Origin of the sequence: Rhodoluna sp. (genome assembly GCF_044239955.1) — a bacterium.
GTDB lineage: Bacteria > Actinomycetota > Actinomycetes > Actinomycetales > Microbacteriaceae > Rhodoluna.
This window is the reverse complement of sequence record NZ_JBIIAL010000016.1, coordinates 1-18,494: the sequence shown is the minus strand read 5'-3', so window position 1 is coordinate 18,494 and position 18,494 is coordinate 1. Positions and strand designations below refer to the sequence as shown.

Genomic DNA, 18,494 nt, shown 5'->3' with positions numbered 1-18,494 from the left:
CGGCGACTTCATCAACGCAGGAAGCATTGGATTTAGACCCCTGGTGAACTTCATAAGTGGAAACAACAGGGCGCGACAAGCGATTGCAATGACCGCTCCTGTGATTCAGGAATCGGTAACTACCAGCTGGCATAAGGTGCGTTTTGTTATGCCGGAAGAGATGGATGAGTCCAATACTCCCTCACCCGCAGACTCAAAGGTAAGCGTCGTTCGAGTGCCCGCTCATCTTGCAGCGGCTAGAAAATTTGGCGGTTCATGGAACAAGGAAAAGTTCAACAACGAAGGTACGAAGCTGCTGGAGGAAGTCGCCAAGGCAGGTCTAGTGCCGGTCGGCAACCTTTACTGGTCCCGGTTCGATCCACCCTGGAAGCCAGGATTTCTTAAACACAATGAAGTACTTATTCGCGTCAAGAAAGTGGACAGAAAACTTGGAGACTAAAGCAACGGTTTTGTTTGTGTGTGTTCATAACGCGGGCCGCTCACAAATGGCAGCTGGTTACCTAAAACATCTTGGCGGAGAAAGTGTTCAGGTATTGTCTGCTGGCACCGATCCTGGAACTCAAATTAATCCCATGGCAATGGCAGTCATGCTGGAAGAGGGAATTGATTTGTCCTTCTCTGTTCCAGAAAAGCTTTCTGACGAAAAGGTTATTGCTAGCGATTACGTAATCACAATGGGTTGTGGCGATGCTTGTCCATATTTCCCCGGCAAGACTTACCTTGATTGGCCGTTAGATGATCCTAAAGATCAACCGATTGAAAAGGTTCGAGAGATTAGAGATTCCATCAAGCTAAAAGTTGAAACGCTTTTGGGAGAAATTAATTCCCGGCCTTAATGCGGGCTTTTATGCTTTTGGCAATTTTCTTAGCGTCCTTCTTGACACCTTTAACTTCTTTTTGAGCTTCAACTTTGACATCAGCAAGCATCTTGCCTAGTTGGTTCCCTAATTTCTTGGGATTGATGTCAACTTTGGAAGTTACCTGATCTGCAACCCAATTAGTCCCGGTCGAAACTGCGCTACCGACTTTGCCACCAAGTTCAGTTACCTGCTTCTCAAGTCTTGCCATGGCTTGCGATTCAGCTACCTTTGCAAACCAGGCTACGTATGGGGTGAACCCCTTAGCGTTAATCGAGTACTTCTTGCTGGTACCGGAACCGGTTGACCGAACAAGTCCAGACTCAACCAAGGTTGCAAGATGTGTAGTTACTTGATCAGAAGAAACCTTGCTGGTTTCAGCAAGCTTCACCACCGTCGAAGACGGAGTCTTGGCCAGTGTCTCTATAACCAAACGGGCTTTAGGGTTTGCTAGTGCTTTGAAAATATCGCTCATGGATTAACTTTACCCAACTCTTTGGCTCTGGCTAACGCTGCTTCAGTTGCTTCGATAAACACTTTTTCTAAATCTGCCGCATCAAATCTTCCCGTTGCCTGCATCGTGGTTCCATTTGGAGACGTCACTTGTTGCCTAAGCTCTTCTGGCGAGCTAGCTGAGGTGGCTAGCAAGGTGGCAGAGCCAAGGAAAGTTTCTTTCACCATCAGGCTGGCCTCGCTGTCGCTAAATCCAAGTGACTTGGCTGCAGTAATGAGTTTCTCAGCGAAGTAAAAAACATAAGCTGGGCCAGAACCAGAAATTGTGCTGAGAGCATCAATTTTGCTCTCATCAACAACTAATACTTTCCCCACACTAGAAAACAGCTTTACGGCTAGATCTAGTTGTTGATCTGAGACATTAGATCCCTTGCTAATGCCAGTCACACCTAACCCCACAACCGATGGGGTGTTTGGCATAGCCCTGACAACCGCTGTATTGCCAGATAGCTGCTCTTCCATGGCTTTGGTTGTGATACCTGCGGCAACAGAGACAACTAAGCAGGTTGGCTTGAGAGATGCTGCAATCTCTTTTAGCGTTTCCAGAATCATGTTTGGTTTCACAGACAAGATAACTATGTCAGCATCTTTAGCGGTTGAGGAATTAGCAGTTGATTCTGATTCCATGGCTACGGCTTGGATTCCATGTCCAGAAGTTATAGCGTCGGCGCTGGCTTGAGACTTTGTGGTCACTCGAACATTTGCCGCGCTAGATCCAGAAGCAAGGAGACCACTGAGAATGGCTTTACCCATCGAGCCGGTTCCAAGAATTGCTATTTGCGTGTTTTCCATGGTTTAAGCCTAGGCCCACATGCTTATCGGTGGGTCAGGGTAAGTTTGGAAGCTATTGGAGGATCATGGCAAAGACCAAGGCAGAGTTTTCTTGTGTGGAGTGTGGCTGGTCCACAGCTAAGTGGGTTGGGCGCTGCGGCGAATGCCAAGCTTGGGACACCGTTCAACTGACCGCTGTTGGGTCCGGTCGAGGCACAGGTATCGTGCGTTCCATAAAGCCAGCTCTAATCGGTGAAGACTTTGCAGCCAAGCCAATCACTGAAATCTCAACAGACAAAGTGCACTCCAGGCCAACAGGAGTGGGTGAATTTGATCGAGTTCTAGGCGGCGGAATAGTTCCAGGGGCCGTTGTTTTACTATCTGGTGAACCCGGTGTTGGTAAATCAACGCTCCTGCTTGAAGTTGCCGCTAACAGCGCCAAATCAGGCCTTCGTGTTCTATACGTAAGCGGCGAAGAATCAACGGGCCAGATCAAGCTTCGCGCTGATAGAACCGGTGCTTTGTCCGAGAATCTCTATCTGGCCTCAGAAAATGATTTGTCTACTCTGCTTGGTCAAGTGCAGCACTTGAAACCAGATCTTCTAATTGTTGATTCAGTGCAAACAATCCTTGCAGGTGAAATAGATGGCGCTGCAGGTATGCCCTCTCAGGTTCGCGAAGTCGCTGCCAACCTAATTCGAGTAGCAAAAGAATCTAATCTTCCTATCATTCTCGTTGGCCATGTAACCAAAGACGGATCGGTTGCAGGACCTCGTGCCTTAGAGCATCTAGTTGATGTGGTTTGTAACTTTGAGGGAGACAGGCAAACAAGTCTTAGATTTATTAGATCTTTCAAGAATCGTTTTGGTCCAACCGACGAAGTGGGTTGCTTTGAAATGACCGGAGACGGAATTGTTGAGGTAACAGACCCGAGTGGATTATTTCTTTCTAGGAACGAAACTCAAGTTTCTGGAACCTGCGTCACCGTAACTTTGGAAGGCAAGAGGGCTCTTATCTCTGAGGTCCAGGCGTTGGTTGTGAAAAGCTCAACTGCCCAGCCAAGGCGAGTTACCAACGGTGTGGATGCATCTAGAGTTGCGATGCTCCTTGCTGTTCTAGAACGAAGAGCTGGTCTAAAGCTTTCTGAATTAGATGTCTATGTTTCAACTGTGGGGGGCGTAAAGATTTCAGAACCAGCCGCAGATCTTGCCATCGCGCTTGCGATTGCCTCAGCCATTAAAGACCAACCTATTTCACACGATGTCGTGGCATTTGGTGAGATCAGTCTTGCTGGAGAAATTAGAAAAGTGAATCAAGCAGCGATTAGGCAAAATGAGGCAAAACGCTTGGGCTTCACGAAAGTAATCGACTCTACTTTTACGCAGCTAACCAAAGCACTTGCTGCTGGTTTAAAGAATTAGTCTAAAACGAACTGCTGGTCGTTACTAGAAAGCTCGCCATTTACTTCGGCTTCTAGGTGGTAGCTAGCTCCATCGGTCACAACTGGGGCCTGATCTACTCCACAACCATTCTCGCTCGAAAATACTTTCTCCCAGGCTGACGGCTCGCTGCTAATTGTTTGGCCAGCGGTTAGTAGCATTTCGGCGTCTATGAGATCTTCTCGTGGGCACTGCCTTGAAGTCCAAATTGGTTCGTCCCCGGATTTGATTGTGAAGTACTGAACTTTTGCTCCGGTGTTGAATGTGCAGTCCACAGAATTTGTGTTGGTCAATGTGAACCAGAGGTGGGGCGATTGATCAGCACTAAATCTGTTCATCAGAACCCGTGCGCTATCGCCAACTTGTGCCATGACAGAGACAGTTCCTGGAGGGCAAGGTTGACCTGATTCAACAACCACGCTGCTCTCGTTAACTCCTTCAGGAAGAGTGACCTCTTCTGGTGCCTGTGATGCTGCAAACCAGGAGCCGGCTGCATTCACTCCAGCCCAAATTAGACCTACTAAGAGAGCTAGTACTAGGGCGGAGGCTATGCGGCGTCTGCGGTAAACAGCAGGAGATAAAGGTCTGGGTGTTTGAGACATTCCTCTAATTTACTGGGGCAGGTTTCAAGCTTTGACTAGGCGTGGCTGTGTTGCGAAGCAAATTTGCCAAATTCTCTTAGGTTTGGTTACTTGGGCCTGTGTTTTCCTTTTCCTTTTCTAATGAAAACCCTTAGGAGAACCAGGTAGGTAATCCAAGCAAACACAATCTCAAAACCCACATTCATCAGAAAATCTGCCAATAGATGGTGTGGGTCGGTGAGGATATCTATCCAACTATCCATAGCTAGCCGCCTTTTTTCTTGTTATAGAAATCTGTAACCAGAGGCTAAACCGCTTGAGCTACAGACTCTCTCAGCTTGCTAGTAAAAGTAAACTCGCCGTCGGCGAAGTCGACAACGATGTGGCTAGAGTTTTTCAACTCTCCCTGCAAGATCTGCTCGCTGATGCGGTCTTCGATTTCTCTCTGGACTGCTCGACGAAGCGGTCTTGCACCAAGTGCTGGTTCGTAACCAATTTCCATTAGGCGCTCTTTAGCCTTCGTGGTTAGCTCAAGAGTTAGGTCTCGTTCTTCTAGGCGAGTAGCTAAGCGCTTGATGAACAACTCAACAATCTGTAGTAGTTCAACCTGTGACAGCTGTGGGAACACAATTGTTTCGTCTACACGGTTTAGGAACTCAGGTCTAAAGCTGCGCTTTAGCTCTTCGTTGACCTTGGCCTTCATCAACTGGTAGTCGTTCTCGCTGGAGCCTTCCAAGCTAAAGCCCATAGCTCCGCGAGAGATGTCCCTGGCACCCAAGTTGGTGGTCATGATGATCACGGTGTTCTTGAAGTCAATTACGCGACCCTGACCGTCGGTTAGACGCCCTTCTTCAAGGATCTGAAGTAGTGAGTTGAAGATGTCCGGGTGGGCTTTTTCGATCTCATCGAATAGGACAACTGAGAATGGCTTGCGTCTTACCTTCTCGGTTAGCTGGCCACCCTCTTCGAATCCTACGAATCCTGGAGGGGCACCGAACAGACGAGATACGGTGTGCTTCTCTCCATACTCAGACATGTCCAAAGAGATAAGTGCGTTCTCGTCGTCGAACAAGAACTCTGCCAATGCTTTAGCAAGCTCTGTTTTTCCAACACCGGTTGGTCCTGCAAAGATGAACGAACCAGATGGTCGCTTTGGATCTTTCAATCCAGCGCGCTGACGACGAATCGTTTTGGAAAGAGCGGCAATAGCTTCTTGCTGACCGATGACGCGCTTGTGTAGCTCGTCTTCCATGAAGATCAGCTTGGCGCTTTCTTCTTCGGTTAGCTTGAATACTGGAATACCAGTTGCCTGAGCCAAAACTTCAGCAATCAGCCCTTCGTCCACAACCCCGGCAGCTGCGACGTTTCCTTTGCGGAACTGCTTTTCTAGCTGAGCCCTTTCTCCGATGAGTTTCTTTTCCTCATCGCGCTTAGAGGCGGCCAGTTCAAAGTCTTGGTTCTCAATTGCTTTTTCTTTTTCAACTCTTACGCCAACAATGCGCTCTTCGATTTCACGAAGCTCCGGAGGCGAGGAAAGAATAGAAAGCCTTAGTCTGGCTCCAGCTTCATCCAAAAGGTCAATTGCCTTGTCTGGCAGGAACCGGTCGGTTACGTATCTGTCTGAAAGTGAAGCGGCTGCAACGATTGCGCCATCAGTGATTGAAACCTTGTGGTGGGCCTCGTAGCGGTCACGAAGACCTTTCAAGATGTTGATGGTGTGTGGCAAGCTCGGTTCGTTTACCTGAACGGATTGGAACCTACGAGCAAGAGCCGCATCTTTTTCAAAGTGTTTACGGTACTCATCCAAAGTTGTAGCACCAATGGTCTGCAACTCACCTCGTGCAAGCATCGGTTTCAAAATTGATGCGGCATCGATTGCACCTTCAGCTGCACCAGCACCAACTAGTGTGTGGATCTCGTCAATGAAAGTAATGATGTCTCCGCGGGTGCGAATTTCCTTGGTTACCTTCTTTAGTCTTTCTTCAAAGTCACCGCGGTAACGGCTACCTGCGATCAAGGAACCAAGATCTAGTGTGTAGAGCTGTTTACCCTTAAGGGTTTCTGGAACGTTGCCCTGAACAATAGCTTGTGCCAAACCTTCGACCACTGCAGTTTTTCCGACCCCTGGTTCGCCAATTAGAACTGGGTTATTTTTTGATCTGCGAGAAAGAATCTGCATAACGCGTTCGATTTCGCGCTCACGGCCAATAACTGGGTCAAGCTTTCCTTCAGCTGCGGACTGAGTAAGGTTCTTGCCGTACTGGTCAAGAATCTGTGAACCTTTTTGCGGAGCAACTTGCTCGCCACCAACCTGAACGGTTTCTTTACCTTGGAATCCAGAAAGCAATTGAATAACCTGCTGGCGCACACGGTTGGTGTCAGCACCTAGGCGAGTAAGAACCTGAGCGGCAACACCTTCACCTTCGCGAATAAGACCCAAAAGCAAATGTTCGGTGCCGATGTAAGAGTGGCCTAGCTGCAGCGCTTCGCGAAGTGAAAGCTCAAGAACTTTTTTGGCACGTGGAGTAAATGGAATGTGGCCGGATGGAGCTTGCTGACCCTGGCCAATAATTTCCTGAACTTGATCGCGAACTGAATCAAGGTTGATTCCAAGAGACTCGAGAGCCTTAGCGGCGACTCCCTCTCCCTCGTGAATAAGACCCAAAAGAATGTGTTCGGTACCGATGTAGTTGTGATTTAGAAGCTTGGCTTCTTCTTGTGCTAGAACGACAACGCGTCTTGCCTTATCGGTAAATTTCTCAAACATTTCTTGGCTCCTTATGACGCCGCTAATAACGTCTAGATAAAGATGTTAACCAGCCAGGAGAGCCCTTTGGGGGCTTGTTCGCCCTAGGCGTTAGGCAGCCTTTTGCGCTTGGCCCGCTCTTCGGCTTCGATTTGCGCATAAACCTTGCGCTCGGTGGAATCGGCCCTAAAGATGGCCCGCATGACCACATAGAAGATTATCCCCATCAGGATTGGAGGAACTGTTGACATAGCAAAATCTGCCACCCATTCCAAACCAGTTAGCTCAGGGGTTTCTACGTTTTCCATGATTACTTCACCAGCGGGAACAAGATGGTCTCGCGAATTCCAAGTCCAGTTAGGGTCATGAGCAAGCGATCTATGCCCATTCCCATTCCACCAGATGGTGGCATTCCAAACTCCAAAGCCGTCAAGAATTCCTCATCGAGCTTCATAGCTTCTGGGTCTCCAGATTTGGCAAGTGCCATCTGCGCTACGAATCTTTCGCGCTGGATTACTGGGTCCACAAGCTCTGAGTAACCGGTTGCTTGCTCGTAACCGCGGATGTATAGATCCCACTTCTCCACTACTCCTGCCTTGTCGCGGTGATCGCGAGTTAGCGGTGAGGTGTCAACTGGAAAATCCATGACGAAGGTTGGGCTAACAAGTCCTGGCTTTACAAAGTGCTCCCATAACTCTTCGACATATTTACCCTGAAGTGGATGATCGATTTCAATTCCGACCTTGTCGGAAATCTTCTTGAGTTCACTCATTGGAGTAAGAGGCGTGATCTCTTCTCCAGCTGCAGCAGAAAGCGAATCAAACATCGAGATGCGATCCCAGGAACCGGATAGATCGTTTTTCTCACCATCTTCTAATTCGATGACCTGGGTACCAAAAACATCCTGCGCCGCATTTTGAATTAGCTTCTGGGTTAGATCAGCCATCGTGTTGTAATCACCGTAGGCCTGGTAGGCCTCAAGCATTGCAAACTCCGGTGAATGAGTGGAGTCAGCACCTTCGTTTCTGAAGTTACGGTTGATTTCATAAACTCTTTCCAACCCGCCAACCACAGCACGCTTCAAATAAAGCTCCGGAGCGATTCGAAGGTAAAGCTCAACATCAAACGCGTTCATATGTGTTTTGAATGGTCTAGCCGATGCCCCGCCGTGCATAACCTGAAGCATTGGTGTTTCTACCTCTAGGTACTTGTCTTGGTCAAAGGTCTTACGCATCGACTGCATCACCTGAGACCGAATCTTTACAACTTCCCTAGCTCGGTCTCGAACAATTAGGTCGATATACCTATGACGAACACGGAACTCTTCAGAAAGTTCGTTGTGCATATTAGGAAGAGGCCTGATTGTTTTTGCGGCCATCTTCCAGCTTTTAACCAAGATGCTGAGTTCGCCGCGCTTAGAAGTAATTACTTCACCCTCGACAAACAGGTGATCTCCTAGATCAACTAATTCCTTGTACTGCTCGAGAGATTCTTCGCCTACTCTGTCGAGGCTGACCATCGCCTGGATTCTTTCGCCATCTCCAGCTTGCAAGGTAGCAAAGCAAAGCTTTCCGGTGTTGCGAGCAAAAACTACGCGACCTGAAACTGCAACCTTTTCACCCGTTGCAACATCAATTTCTAAGTTTGGGAATTTGTTTCTAACTTCTCCGATGGTGTGAGTGATTGGAAGTGAGACCGGGTAAGCGCTTCCCGTTTCTTGAAGTTTTTCGCGCTTGGAGAGACGAATGGCAATCTGCTCGGGGAGGTCTTCTGCCTCGTTCTCGAGATTCTCGCTCATCTTGCTCCTAGAAAGTGATTGACCTATTGTCAATCAGTCGAACATTGCCCACTTCTGCAGCAACAATCATTAGTGCCTGGCCAGTGAAACCATCCTCCAAAGCTTCAAAGGATTCTGGATCAACAAATGCCAGATAATCAAGTTTAGCCTCTGGATTTGAACTAAAGACTTTCATTGCCTCACGGTGAGCGCTCGAAATTCCATCGCCAGACGTGGCTGACTTGTGTGCTTGGTCAAGTGCCTCCGATAGTGTGAGCGCAACCCGCACCTCCCTTGAACTAAGTCTTTGATTCCTGCTTGATAACGCCAAGCCCGTGGACTCTCTAATAGTGGGCCCTTCAACAATCTGCAACTTGCTGCCCCAGTTCGAATCCTTTTCCTGTTTCAGCATCCTTCGGATCAAAAACAATTGCTGGGCATCTTTAGCTCCAAAGACCGCAACATCAGGGTTAACAATTTCGAAAAATCTTGCAACCACCGTGAGCATGCCATCGAAGTGAGCTTTTCTTGCCTGACCCTCATAGAGCTCTCCAATGGGACCAGCTGAACGGGTGTTCTTCATATCTTTGTTTGGGTAAATTTCGTCAACAGCTGGCAAGAACAAGACATCTGTCCCTGCGGATTCCAAAGCGGCAGCGTCAGTGGCTTCGTTTCTTGGGTAAAGATCAAAGTCGGCTGTGGAATCGAACTGCAGGGGATTTACAAAAATAGAAGCAACAACAAGGCCTGATTGATTTTTGGCTATTTCTATGAGTGACAAGTGGCCATCATGAATTGCGCCCATGGTTGGGACAAAAGAAATTTTCTTGCCGCTTTGCCTGGCCTGAGCTATTTCACCCCGTAACTCAGAAACGGTGCGAATGATCTTCATTTACTGATCATCCAGTAGTTCGCTTGGATCAATGCTTCGATGCCCTTTGGAAAGAGCCTGATCTACAGCGCTTTCAATTACTGGGGCAATAACTAATGCTGGGTTTTCAACACCCGCCTGTTCTAGTAATCCAACAGCTTGGTTGACAATCATGGCGGAGAAATTACTAGCGACCTCGATGGCTTCTGCGTAGCTGTCGCGCTGGGATGCTTCAATGACTATCGGCTCGGCACCCATTTCAATAACAAGTGCTTGAGCTATCGGAAGCGCAACCTGTGGAGCGCTAACTGCAAAATAGCTTTCCTTCATGCGGCGAAGATCAAGACTTGTTCCGGTGAAGTGCATTGCAGGGTGAATAGCTAGCCCAATTGCCCCTCGCGAGGTAGCGGAGAAAAGAATCTCATGGCCATGTTTTGGCGCAAAGTGAACAACCAGCTGTCCGGCTCGCCAAGAATTTGATTCGGCAAGGGTTGCTGCCGTGGACTCGATTTCGCTTGCCGGTACCGCAAGTAGCACTAGATCTGATGCTGCAAGGATCTCTTCATCCGATAGTGGCTTGGCAGTTGGAAACAAGTGTTCTAGCTTGTCTTTCGAGTCAGCCTGATCTTTAGGCACTGCAACAACCAAGTGTCCTGCTTCTTGCAACGCTGTGGCAATTGCAATTCCGATCGCATCGCCGCCCACAAGGCCGATGTTTAGTCTTCCCTGTTTCAATTGCTCACCATCTGATCTGTCTGATTGTCTTTGGGCTCATCGGGTAATCGACAAATTTGTTCTGACACAATCGCTGCCACGGTGAGTACCAGGCTGGCAACTAAGCCGAAACTGTTTTGAAGTAGTGCTGCAGTAAAACTTACAGGCAAACTTAGTTGGGCAATCATCGCCCCAAGATGCCAGCCCACAAAACCTGAACCAGTTATGGCACTCGCTTTAGCAAGAAGCACTACTCGAACCGCATAAAAAGGATCGACTCGTTTTGGTCTTGGTCCTTTGCTGTATTGAGTAAGTGATGCCTTGTATCGCCAAATTGGAACTGATAGCCCCAAAAGAATCACGGCAATGGCCGCAAGGGTGACAAGAAGATTCGTCGGCGAAGCTGGAACAGCCATGCCGTTTGCAACTAGAAACCGAACGGCAAGAAAAGAAAGCACTGTGGCCCCAAAGACCACAACCAGTACCAGGCTTGCCTTTGTCGGTTTCATTTTTGCAACCAGACTTGATTTTTGATTGGCTCTGCTAGCTCAGAAACCTTACCGAATCCAATAAGTTCTGCCTCAGAGTCCATAAGCGACCAAGGAACTAAAACGAACGCGCGCTCGTGAGCCCTTGGGTGTGGGAGGGTTAGAGTCCTTGTTGCTTGTTTTTTGTTTTCGAAGGCAATGATGTCTATATCTAATGATCTTGATTCCCAGCGGCGTTCTCGGACTCGACCGTGTGACCGTTCGATTTCTGAAGTGGCTCTGAGAAGCTTTTCGGGGTTCAACTTGGTGGCAATTTTGACAACACCGTTTAGGTAATTGGGTTTTGATTCATCGAGGCCTGATTCAGTCACTGCGATTGACTCAACAAGAGGAGATTGCTCCAAGACTCTAATCTTGCGATGAGAGCTGAGCTGTTCGATTGCAGAATGAATGGTTTCTCCACGATCTCCAAGATTAGAGCCCAGCGCTAGAACCGCAATCCTCCAGCTAAACATTAGTTCGGTTTCTTGGCGCTAGCTGTCACCGCAACTGTGTCGAAGAAAAGATCCATCGGAGCGTCAGGTTTAGAAACGGTGATTTTTACCTTTCTCACCCATGGGCTAGCCGCAAACAAAACCTCATCCGCTAGTCGCTGCGAAAGTGTTTCTAAAAGATTCACTGGGTTTTGTCCAACATTTTTAGAAATAAGTTTCGCTAGTTCTGCGTAGCTAACGGTGTTGGAAATGTCATCCGTTGCAGAAGCTCTTTCGCTATCAATCCAGATTTTGGCATCGACAACGAAATACTGTCCGTTTTTTCTTTCATGCTCCATGACGCCGTGGTAGCCGAAAATTCTTAGGCCACGAATCTCAATTTTTTGGGTCATGGTCTAACTCTGCCCACCGGTATCTTCATTTGCAACTGCCAAGGCTTCTACCACCTGAATGGCGTCCAGAGTGGTCGAGACATTGTGGACTCTGACTGCCCAAAGCTTTCTTTGAAGAAGAAGCGCTGTCAATACAGCGGTAGCCAAATCTCGCCTCTGGTTGCTAACTTCACCTTGGCTATCTGGCTCTAAAGCTCCTACGATAAACCGCTTTCTTGATGCTCCAACGAGAATCGGCAAATCAAGTTTCTCTAGCTCATCAAGACGCGCTACCAGATGCCAGTTTTGGGTTATGTCTTTTGCAAAGCCAAGACCTGGATCAATAACCAATCGGTCTCTCGAAATACCGGCATCAATAGCCTTGCTCACTCTGGCCTGCAGTTCTTTGGCAACATCAGCTGCAACGGATTCGTAGTTGTTCAGGGAATCCATGGTTTCGCTAAAGCCGCGCCAGTGACTGATTATTAACTTGCAACTAAGAGGTTGCAACACGCGAAACATTTCTTCGTCCGCTAATCCGCCAGACACATCATTCACGATTGATGCCCCAGCTTGCACAGCCAACAACGCTGTTTCGCTGTTCATGGTGTCGATGCTGATCTTTGCACCACTGGCAACAAAGTCCGCGTTTGAGGTAAGAGCATTTATGACAGGTATTACCCTGGCTTGTTCTTCTTCGATTTTTACCCTGAGGGCCCCGGGCTTAGTTGATTCTCCACCCAGGTCAACAATGTTGGCGCCTTGGGAAATAAGTTCAAGAGCATGAGCTAAAGCGTCATCAGCACTTAAAAAGTCTCCGCCGTCAGAGAAGGAATCTGGGGTGATGTTGACTACCCCCATGATTAGTGGTTTTGAAAACGTCTTCACTTGGAAATCAGGGCCATTATCTCTTGGCGATCAATGGCTTCACTGTATTTGCCAAGAGCCTTCACGGTCACGGTGTTTGCCTCCGGTTGTCTTGCTCCCCTAGATGCAACGCAGTGGTGTCTGGCTTCAATGACTACCAGCACACCTTGGGCATCCAGCCCTTTTTGGATCGCCTCAGCTATTTGAGCAGTTAGGTTCTCTTGGAGCTGTGGCCTAGCGGCAAGTACTTCAACAAGTTTTGGAATTCGTCCAAGACCAACAACTTTGTCTTTGGGTAGGTAGGCAACGTGTGCCACACCAGTAAAGGGCAGCAGGTGATGCTCACAAATCGAAACCAGTTCGATGTCTTTAAGAATCACCACATCGTTTTGCTCGGCTGGAAACGTATCTTCAAGAACTTTCAGTGGGTCCACACCAACGCCTTTGAAAAACTCTTGATAGGCATCGGCAAACTTTTCTGGAGTTGCTTTTAGCTCCGAGCGGTTAGGGTCTTCGCCAATAGCGGTGAGTAGCTCGGTCACCGCTTTTTTAATGCGATCTGTATCAACCAATTACTTTTTCTTAACTGCCAGAGTGGTCTTTTTGGCAGCGGGTTTTGTTTTCTTCTTAGAAGAAACTTTTGTTGATTCCTTGGCACTTTCGGCATCGGCTTTTTTCTTTGCTGCCACTTTCGCTGAAGTGGAACCTTTGGAGGGAATAGCAATTGGGCCCTTCTTGGATCCAGGCCTAGAGGCCTTGGATAACCAAGGCTTGCGCTTGGGGGACTTCTTGATGCCTTTGAAGATTCTCGCGATGTCATCTTGATTCAGAGTTTCTTTTTCCATCAACTCCTTAGCCATTACGTCCAAAGCCTTGCGATTCACATTCAAGGCTTTGTAGGCCTCATCGTGAGCGGTATCTAGAATCTTGCGAATCTCAAGATCGATTTGGTGTGCTACTTCGTCTGAGTACTCTCTGGCCTGAGCCATGTCGCGACCGATGAATACTTCGCCCCCACCTCCATAGGAAACGGTTCCAACTGAAGACGAGAAGCCAAAGAGGGTAACCATCTGTCTAGCAATTTTCGTTGCCTTCTCGAAGTCATTTGATGCGCCAGTGGTTGGATCGTGGAAAACTATTTCTTCGGCAGCGCGGCCACCAAGAGCGTAAGCAATCTGATCAAGTAACTGGTTTCTAGTTACCGAGTAACGATCCTCCATGGGTAAAACCATGGTGTATCCAAGAGCGCGGCCTCTAGGCAAAATAGTAACTTTGGTAACTGGGTCCGAGTTGTTCATGGATGCGGCAACTAATGCATGCCCTGCTTCGTGGTACGCGGTGTTTAGTCTTTCTTCGTCTTTCATCAAGCGAGATTTCTTTTGTGGTCCACCGATTACTCGATCAATTGCTTCGTCGATGATTTCTGCGGTAACTGTTTTTAGGTTCTCTCTTGCAGAAAGTAGCGCTGCTTCGTTTAGAACGTTTGCTAGATCAGCACCGGTAAAGCCAGGTGTTCTGCGAGCAATAAGTGCAAGGTCAACGTCGTCCGCGATTGGCTTGTTCTTAGCGTGTACTCGAAGAATTTGTTCACGACCTGCAAGATCTGGTGCTCCAACACCAATCTGCCGATCAAATCTTCCGGGACGCAATAGGGCTGGGTCTAGAACATCTGGTCGGTTGGTAGCAGCGATCAAGATCACATTGGTGTCCGAATCAAATCCGTCCATCTCAACTAGCAATTGGTTCAAGGTCTGCTCGCGCTCGTCGTTTCCGCCGCCGATTCCAGCACCACGCTGACGACCAACGGCATCGATTTCGTCAACAAAGATAATTGCCGGTGATGCCTGCTTGGCTTGCTCAAATAGGTCACGCACTCTGGAAGCTCCAACACCTACGAACATTTCCACAAAATCAGAACCAGAAATTGAGAAGAAGGGTACGCCAGCTTCACCAGCGACAGCCTTAGCAACTAGTGTCTTACCGGTTCCTGGAGGGCCATAGAGCAGGACACCTCGTGGAATTTTTGCTCCGAGAGCTTTGAAGCGCTCGGGCTTTTTCAAAAAGTCTCGTATCTCTTCTAGTTCTTCGAGAGCCTCGTCAATTCCGGCAACATCTTTGAAGGTGACAGTGGAGGATTCTTTGGTCACCATCTTGGCTTTCGATTTTCCAAACTGCATTACTTTTCCGCCTCCGCCTTGCATAGAGGAAAGCAGGAACCAGAAAATCAAACCGATCAGAATAAATGGCAGCAGCGAACCAAGTAGTGCTAAATACCAAGGGGTGTTAGGAACTTCGTCGTTGTAACCTTCCGCAATATTTGCATTGGTGATTACTTCAACAACTTGATCGCCTCTAGGTGCCACGTAGAAAAATTGAACCTGAGAACCAAAATCTTTATCGGGGTTGATTAGTTCAACATCAACTCTCTGATCGCCGTCAAGTATTTTTACGGACTTGGCTTTGCCGGATTCAATAAGCTCCAGCCCATACTTGGTGTCAACCTGCTGAAAGGTTTGACTGTTTATAAGACTGGTTCCAACCACCAAAATGATGATGGCTAGAAATATCCAGACAAAAGGGCCTGAGAAGATTTTTTTGAGATTCATAGACTCCTAGGTTATCCCAGGCAGACTGACAGATTCCTAGGAATAGACAGAGGGTGACAAAACCGCTACCCCCGGTAGGGTTCGGTACCGCTCGTTCCAGTCCAACCCATAGCCGACCACGAACTCGTTAGGGATTTCGAACCCAACCCAGCGCACATCTACTTCTACTTTGGCCGCCTCCGGCTTTCGAAGCAGGGTTACTACTTCCACGGAAGCTGCCCCGCGAGCTTCCAGGTTGGATACCAACCAAGAAAGAGTCAGGCCGGAGTCAACAATGTCTTCAACAATTAGAACGTTCTTACCCAGAACGTCAGTGTCTAAATCTTTGAGAATTCGAACTACGCCCGAAGATGTGGTTCCAGATCCATAAGAAGAAACTGCCATCCAGTCCATCTGCACCCGACTCTGCAGGGCTCTGGACATATCCGCCATAAACATCACTGCGCCCTTTAGGACACCAACCAGTAAGAGATCTTTTCCGGCGTAGTGGGAATCAATTTCCTTGGCAAGTTCTGTGATGCGAGTTTTGATTTGTTCTTCTGTAACAAGCACTTTCGTGATTTCAGAAGATACAGCTTCGAGATCCAATTACTTCTCCTGGGTGGCTTTGAGTGTGATGGTATTACCTTTGCGCTCTACTCTAACGCCTGGTAGAGCCAGAGGCTTTTGACCATGCCAGTTCAAAACCAAATCAGCAACAGCCAAAACGTGAACCCTAGATGAATCGACCCCAAAATAATCAATCGCGGATTTAATCACTCGATTTCGAATTGCCTCAGGCAACTTAAGTAGCTCTGGTTGAGACAGGCTCAACGAACGTGAGCCTGTCTTAGCAATTTTCTTGAAAGCCTTGGCTGCTAAGTAGCTCAGGTATTGATCGTCTTCCTGAAGCTGGCTGCTGGTTCGAATCAAGTTACTGAAAATCCCGTTGCCTAATTGCTTCTCGAGAAAAGGAAGAACCAGCTTTCGAATTCGAACTCGAACAAACTTGAGGTCCTTATTTTGCGGGTCATGCCAGGGAGAAATCTTTTCATCTTCGCAAAACTGCTCAGTAATTTTTCTCTCAACAGAAAGTAGCGGCCGAAGCAGTTTCTCACTTCTAACGCTCATGCCAGAAAGTGATCTGGAGCCAGAACCCCTGGTTAGCCCAAGCAAAACTGTCTCTGCTTGATCGTTAGCGGTGTGACCTAGAACAATAAAATCTGACTTGCTTTCAATGCGAATGCTTTCGAGTGCCTGGTAGCGAGCATCTCTAGCAGCGGCTTCTGGTCCGCCTTTGGTTCCAACTTTTACTTTTTTACTCCAGGCCTCAGTAATGCCAATCTGGTGAAGCTTGTCTAATGTTTGCTCGGTAACTTTTGCAGACACTTTTTGTAATCCGTGATCAATAGTGACGGTTGCAACTTGTAGTTGCAGTTTCTTGGATTCAAATAGCGTTGCCGAGGCGAGGGCTAATGAGTCTGCCCCGCCCGATACGGCGACAAGCAGTTTTTGACCCGGTTTGGTATTTGCGGCCAGGACCTCACGAATTGCGTGGCGGATTGCTCCCTGCGCTGGGCTCAGCCGCTTGCGTTGAGACACAATCAATCCTTTGATTAGATAATCTTTACTAGGTAAGCCTATTGAGGAGAGCAATGTTTGAAGTCGTTATCGAGATCCCTCGGGGTTCTAGGAACAAGTACGAAGTGGACCATGAAACTGGTCGCGTGCACCTGGACCGCGTGCTCTATACTCCCTTTGTTTATCCAGCGGATTACGGTTACTTCGACAAGACCTTGGGTGGCGATGGCGACCCGCTAGATGTTCTAGTGCTTCTTGAGTTCCCTGTTTACCCAGGAGTAATTGTCAACGTTCGTCCAGTTGGAGTCTTGCCAATGGAAGACGATGGCGGAATCGATGAAAAGGTTTTGTGTGTTCCTGCAGGAGACAAGCGATGGGATCACATTCAAGACATCAAAGATGTTCCGGAGCAAACCAAAAATGAGATTGAACACTTTTTTGCTCACTACAAAGATCTCGAACCCGGCAAGTGGGTCAAGTTAGGTAAGTGGGCTGGAAAAGCTGAGGCTGAGAAAATAATTGCTCAAGCGCAGGCAAACTACAAGCACTAAGTCTTTTTAGGCAGTTGGTCTTGCTGCGTAAGGAACTAATTCACCAGTTCTACCGCTTAGGTTTCTAATTCGCACCGGTGCCGACGGGTTTGGGGCTTCAATAAATAGGTCATTACCCAAATAAATTCCGATGTGATATTTATTCAAAACTGATCGATTCCAGTAGTCGCGACTTGTTGACCAAAAAATTAAGTCCCCGGCCTGAAGCTGACTGAGTGGAACTAGTTGACGACGATCATATGCGGTCATGAATTGGCGGGACGCAGAGTGCGGACCAATGTTTAGTCCCGCTGCTGCATAAGCTTTCATAGTTAAGCTGGAACAGTCCCAGACGTTTGGTCCAGTTGCACCAAGGCGATATGGTTTACCCAGTTGAGCCCTAGCGAACGCGATGGCCTGACTAACCTTGGTTGGGTCAGGTGGTCCCACCGAATACAGCTCTGGAACTAGTGGTAATCCGCTACCTTGTGCTTGCCTGCGCTCCCAAGCTAGACCCTCAGCTCTTTGTCTTTCTAGATCAGACGCAGTGTTTCGAAGGCTCGCTAGCTGTGAATAGAAAATTTCATTCTGACGCTTGTTTTCTTCCAGCTTTGCAGTTACCGCATCGGCGGCTGCTTGAGCTTCCACAAAAGCAGCTTCTGCAATTGCAGCAATAGCTGCAAGCTCTGCCTCGGCAGCTGCTAGTTCGTCAGTTACTGATTTAGCCAAGCGCTGTCGCTCCAGAGACTTCTGATAGATAATCTCGGTTTGTTGGGCTAGTTTTTCCTGGGCGCCGAGTTGATATAAGAGGTCGTCAGCAACGTCAGAATTAAGAAATAGATTCAGTGATGTGCCGCCAGTGCCGCCGCGTAACATCTGAGAAGCAATTTGCCCTAGCTGTTCAGCGGCTTCGTCAGCTTCCGCGAGCGCCGCTTCGGCTTGCACGCGCAGTACTTCTACTTTTCTAGTAACTACCGCTACTTCATCTCTGGCGACAATGTAGATCTCTGATTTGATACTTGCTTCGCGGTTGAGTGGCTCTAGTTCATCTTCTAAATCCGCAATTAAGTTCTCAATTCGAACGATCATGTTTTGCTTGCTGGTGACGTTCGCTTTGGCTGCGGCAACCTCAGCAGCTGAAGGGTAGTTAGGGTTTGCAAACGAGGGACCACCCAGTGCAGTTCCAAGAACTAGACCTAGGCTCGCGATTACGGCAATAAAAGATTTGCGTCTCGTAGACATATTTTTCAAGCTAACACGAAACCTTGAGGTATTACCTGAAGGATTGCTGTGGGTGTCGATTTTTAGC

General features: G+C 48.1%; 22 protein-coding genes. 4 read left to right on the top strand and 18 right to left on the bottom strand.

The genetic code is table 11. The features are described 5' to 3' along the window. Both AC9UFE_RS05540 and AC9UFE_RS05535 read left to right on the top strand, forming a co-directional pair. Positions 1–439, top strand: a 439-nt coding sequence (locus AC9UFE_RS05540) for an SOUL family heme-binding protein (RefSeq protein ID WP_509546638.1), incomplete at its 5' end; no start/stop codon positions are given. Beyond that, the gene (locus AC9UFE_RS05535; RefSeq protein WP_509546635.1) at positions 390–836 is read left to right on the top strand and encodes an arsenate reductase ArsC; all 447 of its coding nucleotides are present in this window, start codon (positions 390–392) and stop codon (positions 834–836) included. The genes AC9UFE_RS05540 and AC9UFE_RS05535, both read left to right, overlap by 50 nt. Here AC9UFE_RS05535 and AC9UFE_RS05530 read toward each other — a convergent pair. Further along, positions 820–1,332 carry an ArsR/SmtB family transcription factor gene (locus AC9UFE_RS05530; protein ID WP_509546632.1) on the bottom strand — a complete coding sequence of 171 codons (513 nt, stop codon included), beginning with the start codon at positions 1,330–1,332 and terminating at the stop codon, positions 820–822. The genes AC9UFE_RS05535 and AC9UFE_RS05530 overlap by 17 nt on opposite strands. Then, positions 1,329–2,162 (bottom strand): pyrroline-5-carboxylate reductase, encoded by an 834-nt coding sequence (gene proC / locus AC9UFE_RS05525; RefSeq protein WP_509546629.1) that lies wholly within the window; start codon positions 2,160–2,162, stop codon positions 1,329–1,331. Before proC ends, AC9UFE_RS05530 begins: the two co-directional genes overlap by 4 nt. 65 nt (positions 2,163–2,227) lie before the next feature. Here proC and radA point away from each other — a divergent pair, with 65 nt between their 5' ends. Next, positions 2,228–3,562, top strand: coding sequence for a DNA repair protein RadA (gene radA, locus AC9UFE_RS05520; RefSeq protein WP_509546626.1), 1,335 nt, complete (start codon positions 2,228–2,230; stop codon positions 3,560–3,562). Here radA and AC9UFE_RS05515 read toward each other — a convergent pair. The 15 genes from AC9UFE_RS05515 to tilS form a co-directional block, all read right to left on the bottom strand. Then, a complete protein-coding gene (locus AC9UFE_RS05515; RefSeq protein ID WP_509546624.1) occupies positions 3,559–4,182 on the bottom strand; it encodes a hypothetical protein in 624 nt (207 codons plus the stop codon). The genes radA and AC9UFE_RS05515 overlap by 4 nt on opposite strands. Positions 4,183–4,268: 86 nt before the next feature. Next, positions 4,269–4,424 carry a hypothetical protein gene (locus AC9UFE_RS05510; protein WP_509546621.1) on the bottom strand — a complete coding sequence of 52 codons (156 nt, stop codon included), beginning with the start codon at positions 4,422–4,424 and terminating at the stop codon, positions 4,269–4,271. A gap of 44 nt (positions 4,425–4,468) precedes the next feature. Beyond that, the gene (locus tag AC9UFE_RS05505) at positions 4,469–6,928 is read right to left on the bottom strand and encodes an ATP-dependent Clp protease ATP-binding subunit (RefSeq protein ID WP_509546618.1); all 2,460 of its coding nucleotides are present in this window, start codon (positions 6,926–6,928) and stop codon (positions 4,469–4,471) included. A gap of 83 nt (positions 6,929–7,011) precedes the next feature. Next, positions 7,012–7,215, bottom strand: a complete 204-nt coding sequence (locus tag AC9UFE_RS05500; protein ID WP_509546615.1) for a hypothetical protein — start codon at positions 7,213–7,215, stop codon at positions 7,012–7,014. A 2-nt stretch (positions 7,216–7,217) separates the two neighbouring features. Further along, positions 7,218–8,705, bottom strand: coding sequence for a lysine--tRNA ligase (gene lysS, locus AC9UFE_RS05495; protein ID WP_509546612.1), 1,488 nt, complete (start codon positions 8,703–8,705; stop codon positions 7,218–7,220). Positions 8,706–8,712: 7 nt separating this feature from the next. After that, the gene (gene panC, locus AC9UFE_RS05490; RefSeq protein ID WP_509546609.1) at positions 8,713–9,576 is read right to left on the bottom strand and encodes a pantoate--beta-alanine ligase; all 864 of its coding nucleotides are present in this window, start codon (positions 9,574–9,576) and stop codon (positions 8,713–8,715) included. After that, entirely contained in the window at positions 9,577–10,290 is a 714-nt protein-coding gene (locus AC9UFE_RS05485; protein ID WP_509546607.1) for a DUF2520 domain-containing protein, read from the bottom strand. Continuing rightward, entirely contained in the window at positions 10,287–10,778 is a 492-nt protein-coding gene (locus tag AC9UFE_RS05480; RefSeq protein ID WP_509546605.1) for a DUF3180 domain-containing protein, read from the bottom strand. The genes AC9UFE_RS05485 and AC9UFE_RS05480 overlap by 4 nt, the downstream gene beginning before the upstream one ends. After that, positions 10,775–11,272 (bottom strand): 2-amino-4-hydroxy-6-hydroxymethyldihydropteridine diphosphokinase, encoded by a 498-nt coding sequence (gene folK / locus AC9UFE_RS05475; protein ID WP_509546602.1) that lies wholly within the window; start codon positions 11,270–11,272, stop codon positions 10,775–10,777. The genes AC9UFE_RS05480 and folK overlap by 4 nt, the downstream gene beginning before the upstream one ends. Next, entirely contained in the window at positions 11,272–11,643 is a 372-nt protein-coding gene (gene folB, locus AC9UFE_RS05470; RefSeq protein ID WP_509546599.1) for a dihydroneopterin aldolase, read from the bottom strand. The genes folK and folB overlap by 1 nt, the downstream gene beginning before the upstream one ends. 3 nt (positions 11,644–11,646) lie before the next feature. Beyond that, positions 11,647–12,510 (bottom strand): dihydropteroate synthase, encoded by an 864-nt coding sequence (gene folP / locus AC9UFE_RS05465; protein WP_509546596.1) that lies wholly within the window; start codon positions 12,508–12,510, stop codon positions 11,647–11,649. After that, positions 12,507–13,061, bottom strand: coding sequence for a GTP cyclohydrolase I FolE (gene folE / locus AC9UFE_RS05460; RefSeq protein ID WP_509546593.1), 555 nt, complete (start codon positions 13,059–13,061; stop codon positions 12,507–12,509). The genes folP and folE overlap by 4 nt, the downstream gene beginning before the upstream one ends. Further along, positions 13,062–15,095, bottom strand: coding sequence for an ATP-dependent zinc metalloprotease FtsH (gene ftsH / locus AC9UFE_RS05455; protein WP_509546590.1), 2,034 nt, complete (start codon positions 15,093–15,095; stop codon positions 13,062–13,064). A 36-nt stretch (positions 15,096–15,131) separates the two neighbouring features. After that, entirely contained in the window at positions 15,132–15,683 is a 552-nt protein-coding gene (gene hpt / locus AC9UFE_RS05450; RefSeq protein ID WP_509546587.1) for a hypoxanthine phosphoribosyltransferase, read from the bottom strand. After that, positions 15,684–16,676 carry a tRNA lysidine(34) synthetase TilS gene (gene tilS, locus AC9UFE_RS05445; protein ID WP_509546584.1) on the bottom strand — a complete coding sequence of 331 codons (993 nt, stop codon included), beginning with the start codon at positions 16,674–16,676 and terminating at the stop codon, positions 15,684–15,686. A 53-nt stretch (positions 16,677–16,729) separates the two neighbouring features. Here tilS and ppa point away from each other — a divergent pair, with 53 nt between their 5' ends. Beyond that, positions 16,730–17,206: an inorganic diphosphatase gene (ppa, locus tag AC9UFE_RS05440; RefSeq protein WP_509546582.1), complete on the top strand. Its 477-nt coding sequence runs from the start codon at positions 16,730–16,732 to the stop codon at positions 17,204–17,206. A gap of 6 nt (positions 17,207–17,212) precedes the next feature. Here the strand turns inward: ppa and AC9UFE_RS05435 are convergent. Beyond that, positions 17,213–18,494, bottom strand: a 1,282-nt coding sequence (locus tag AC9UFE_RS05435) for a C40 family peptidase (protein ID WP_509546579.1), incomplete at its 5' end; no start/stop codon positions are given.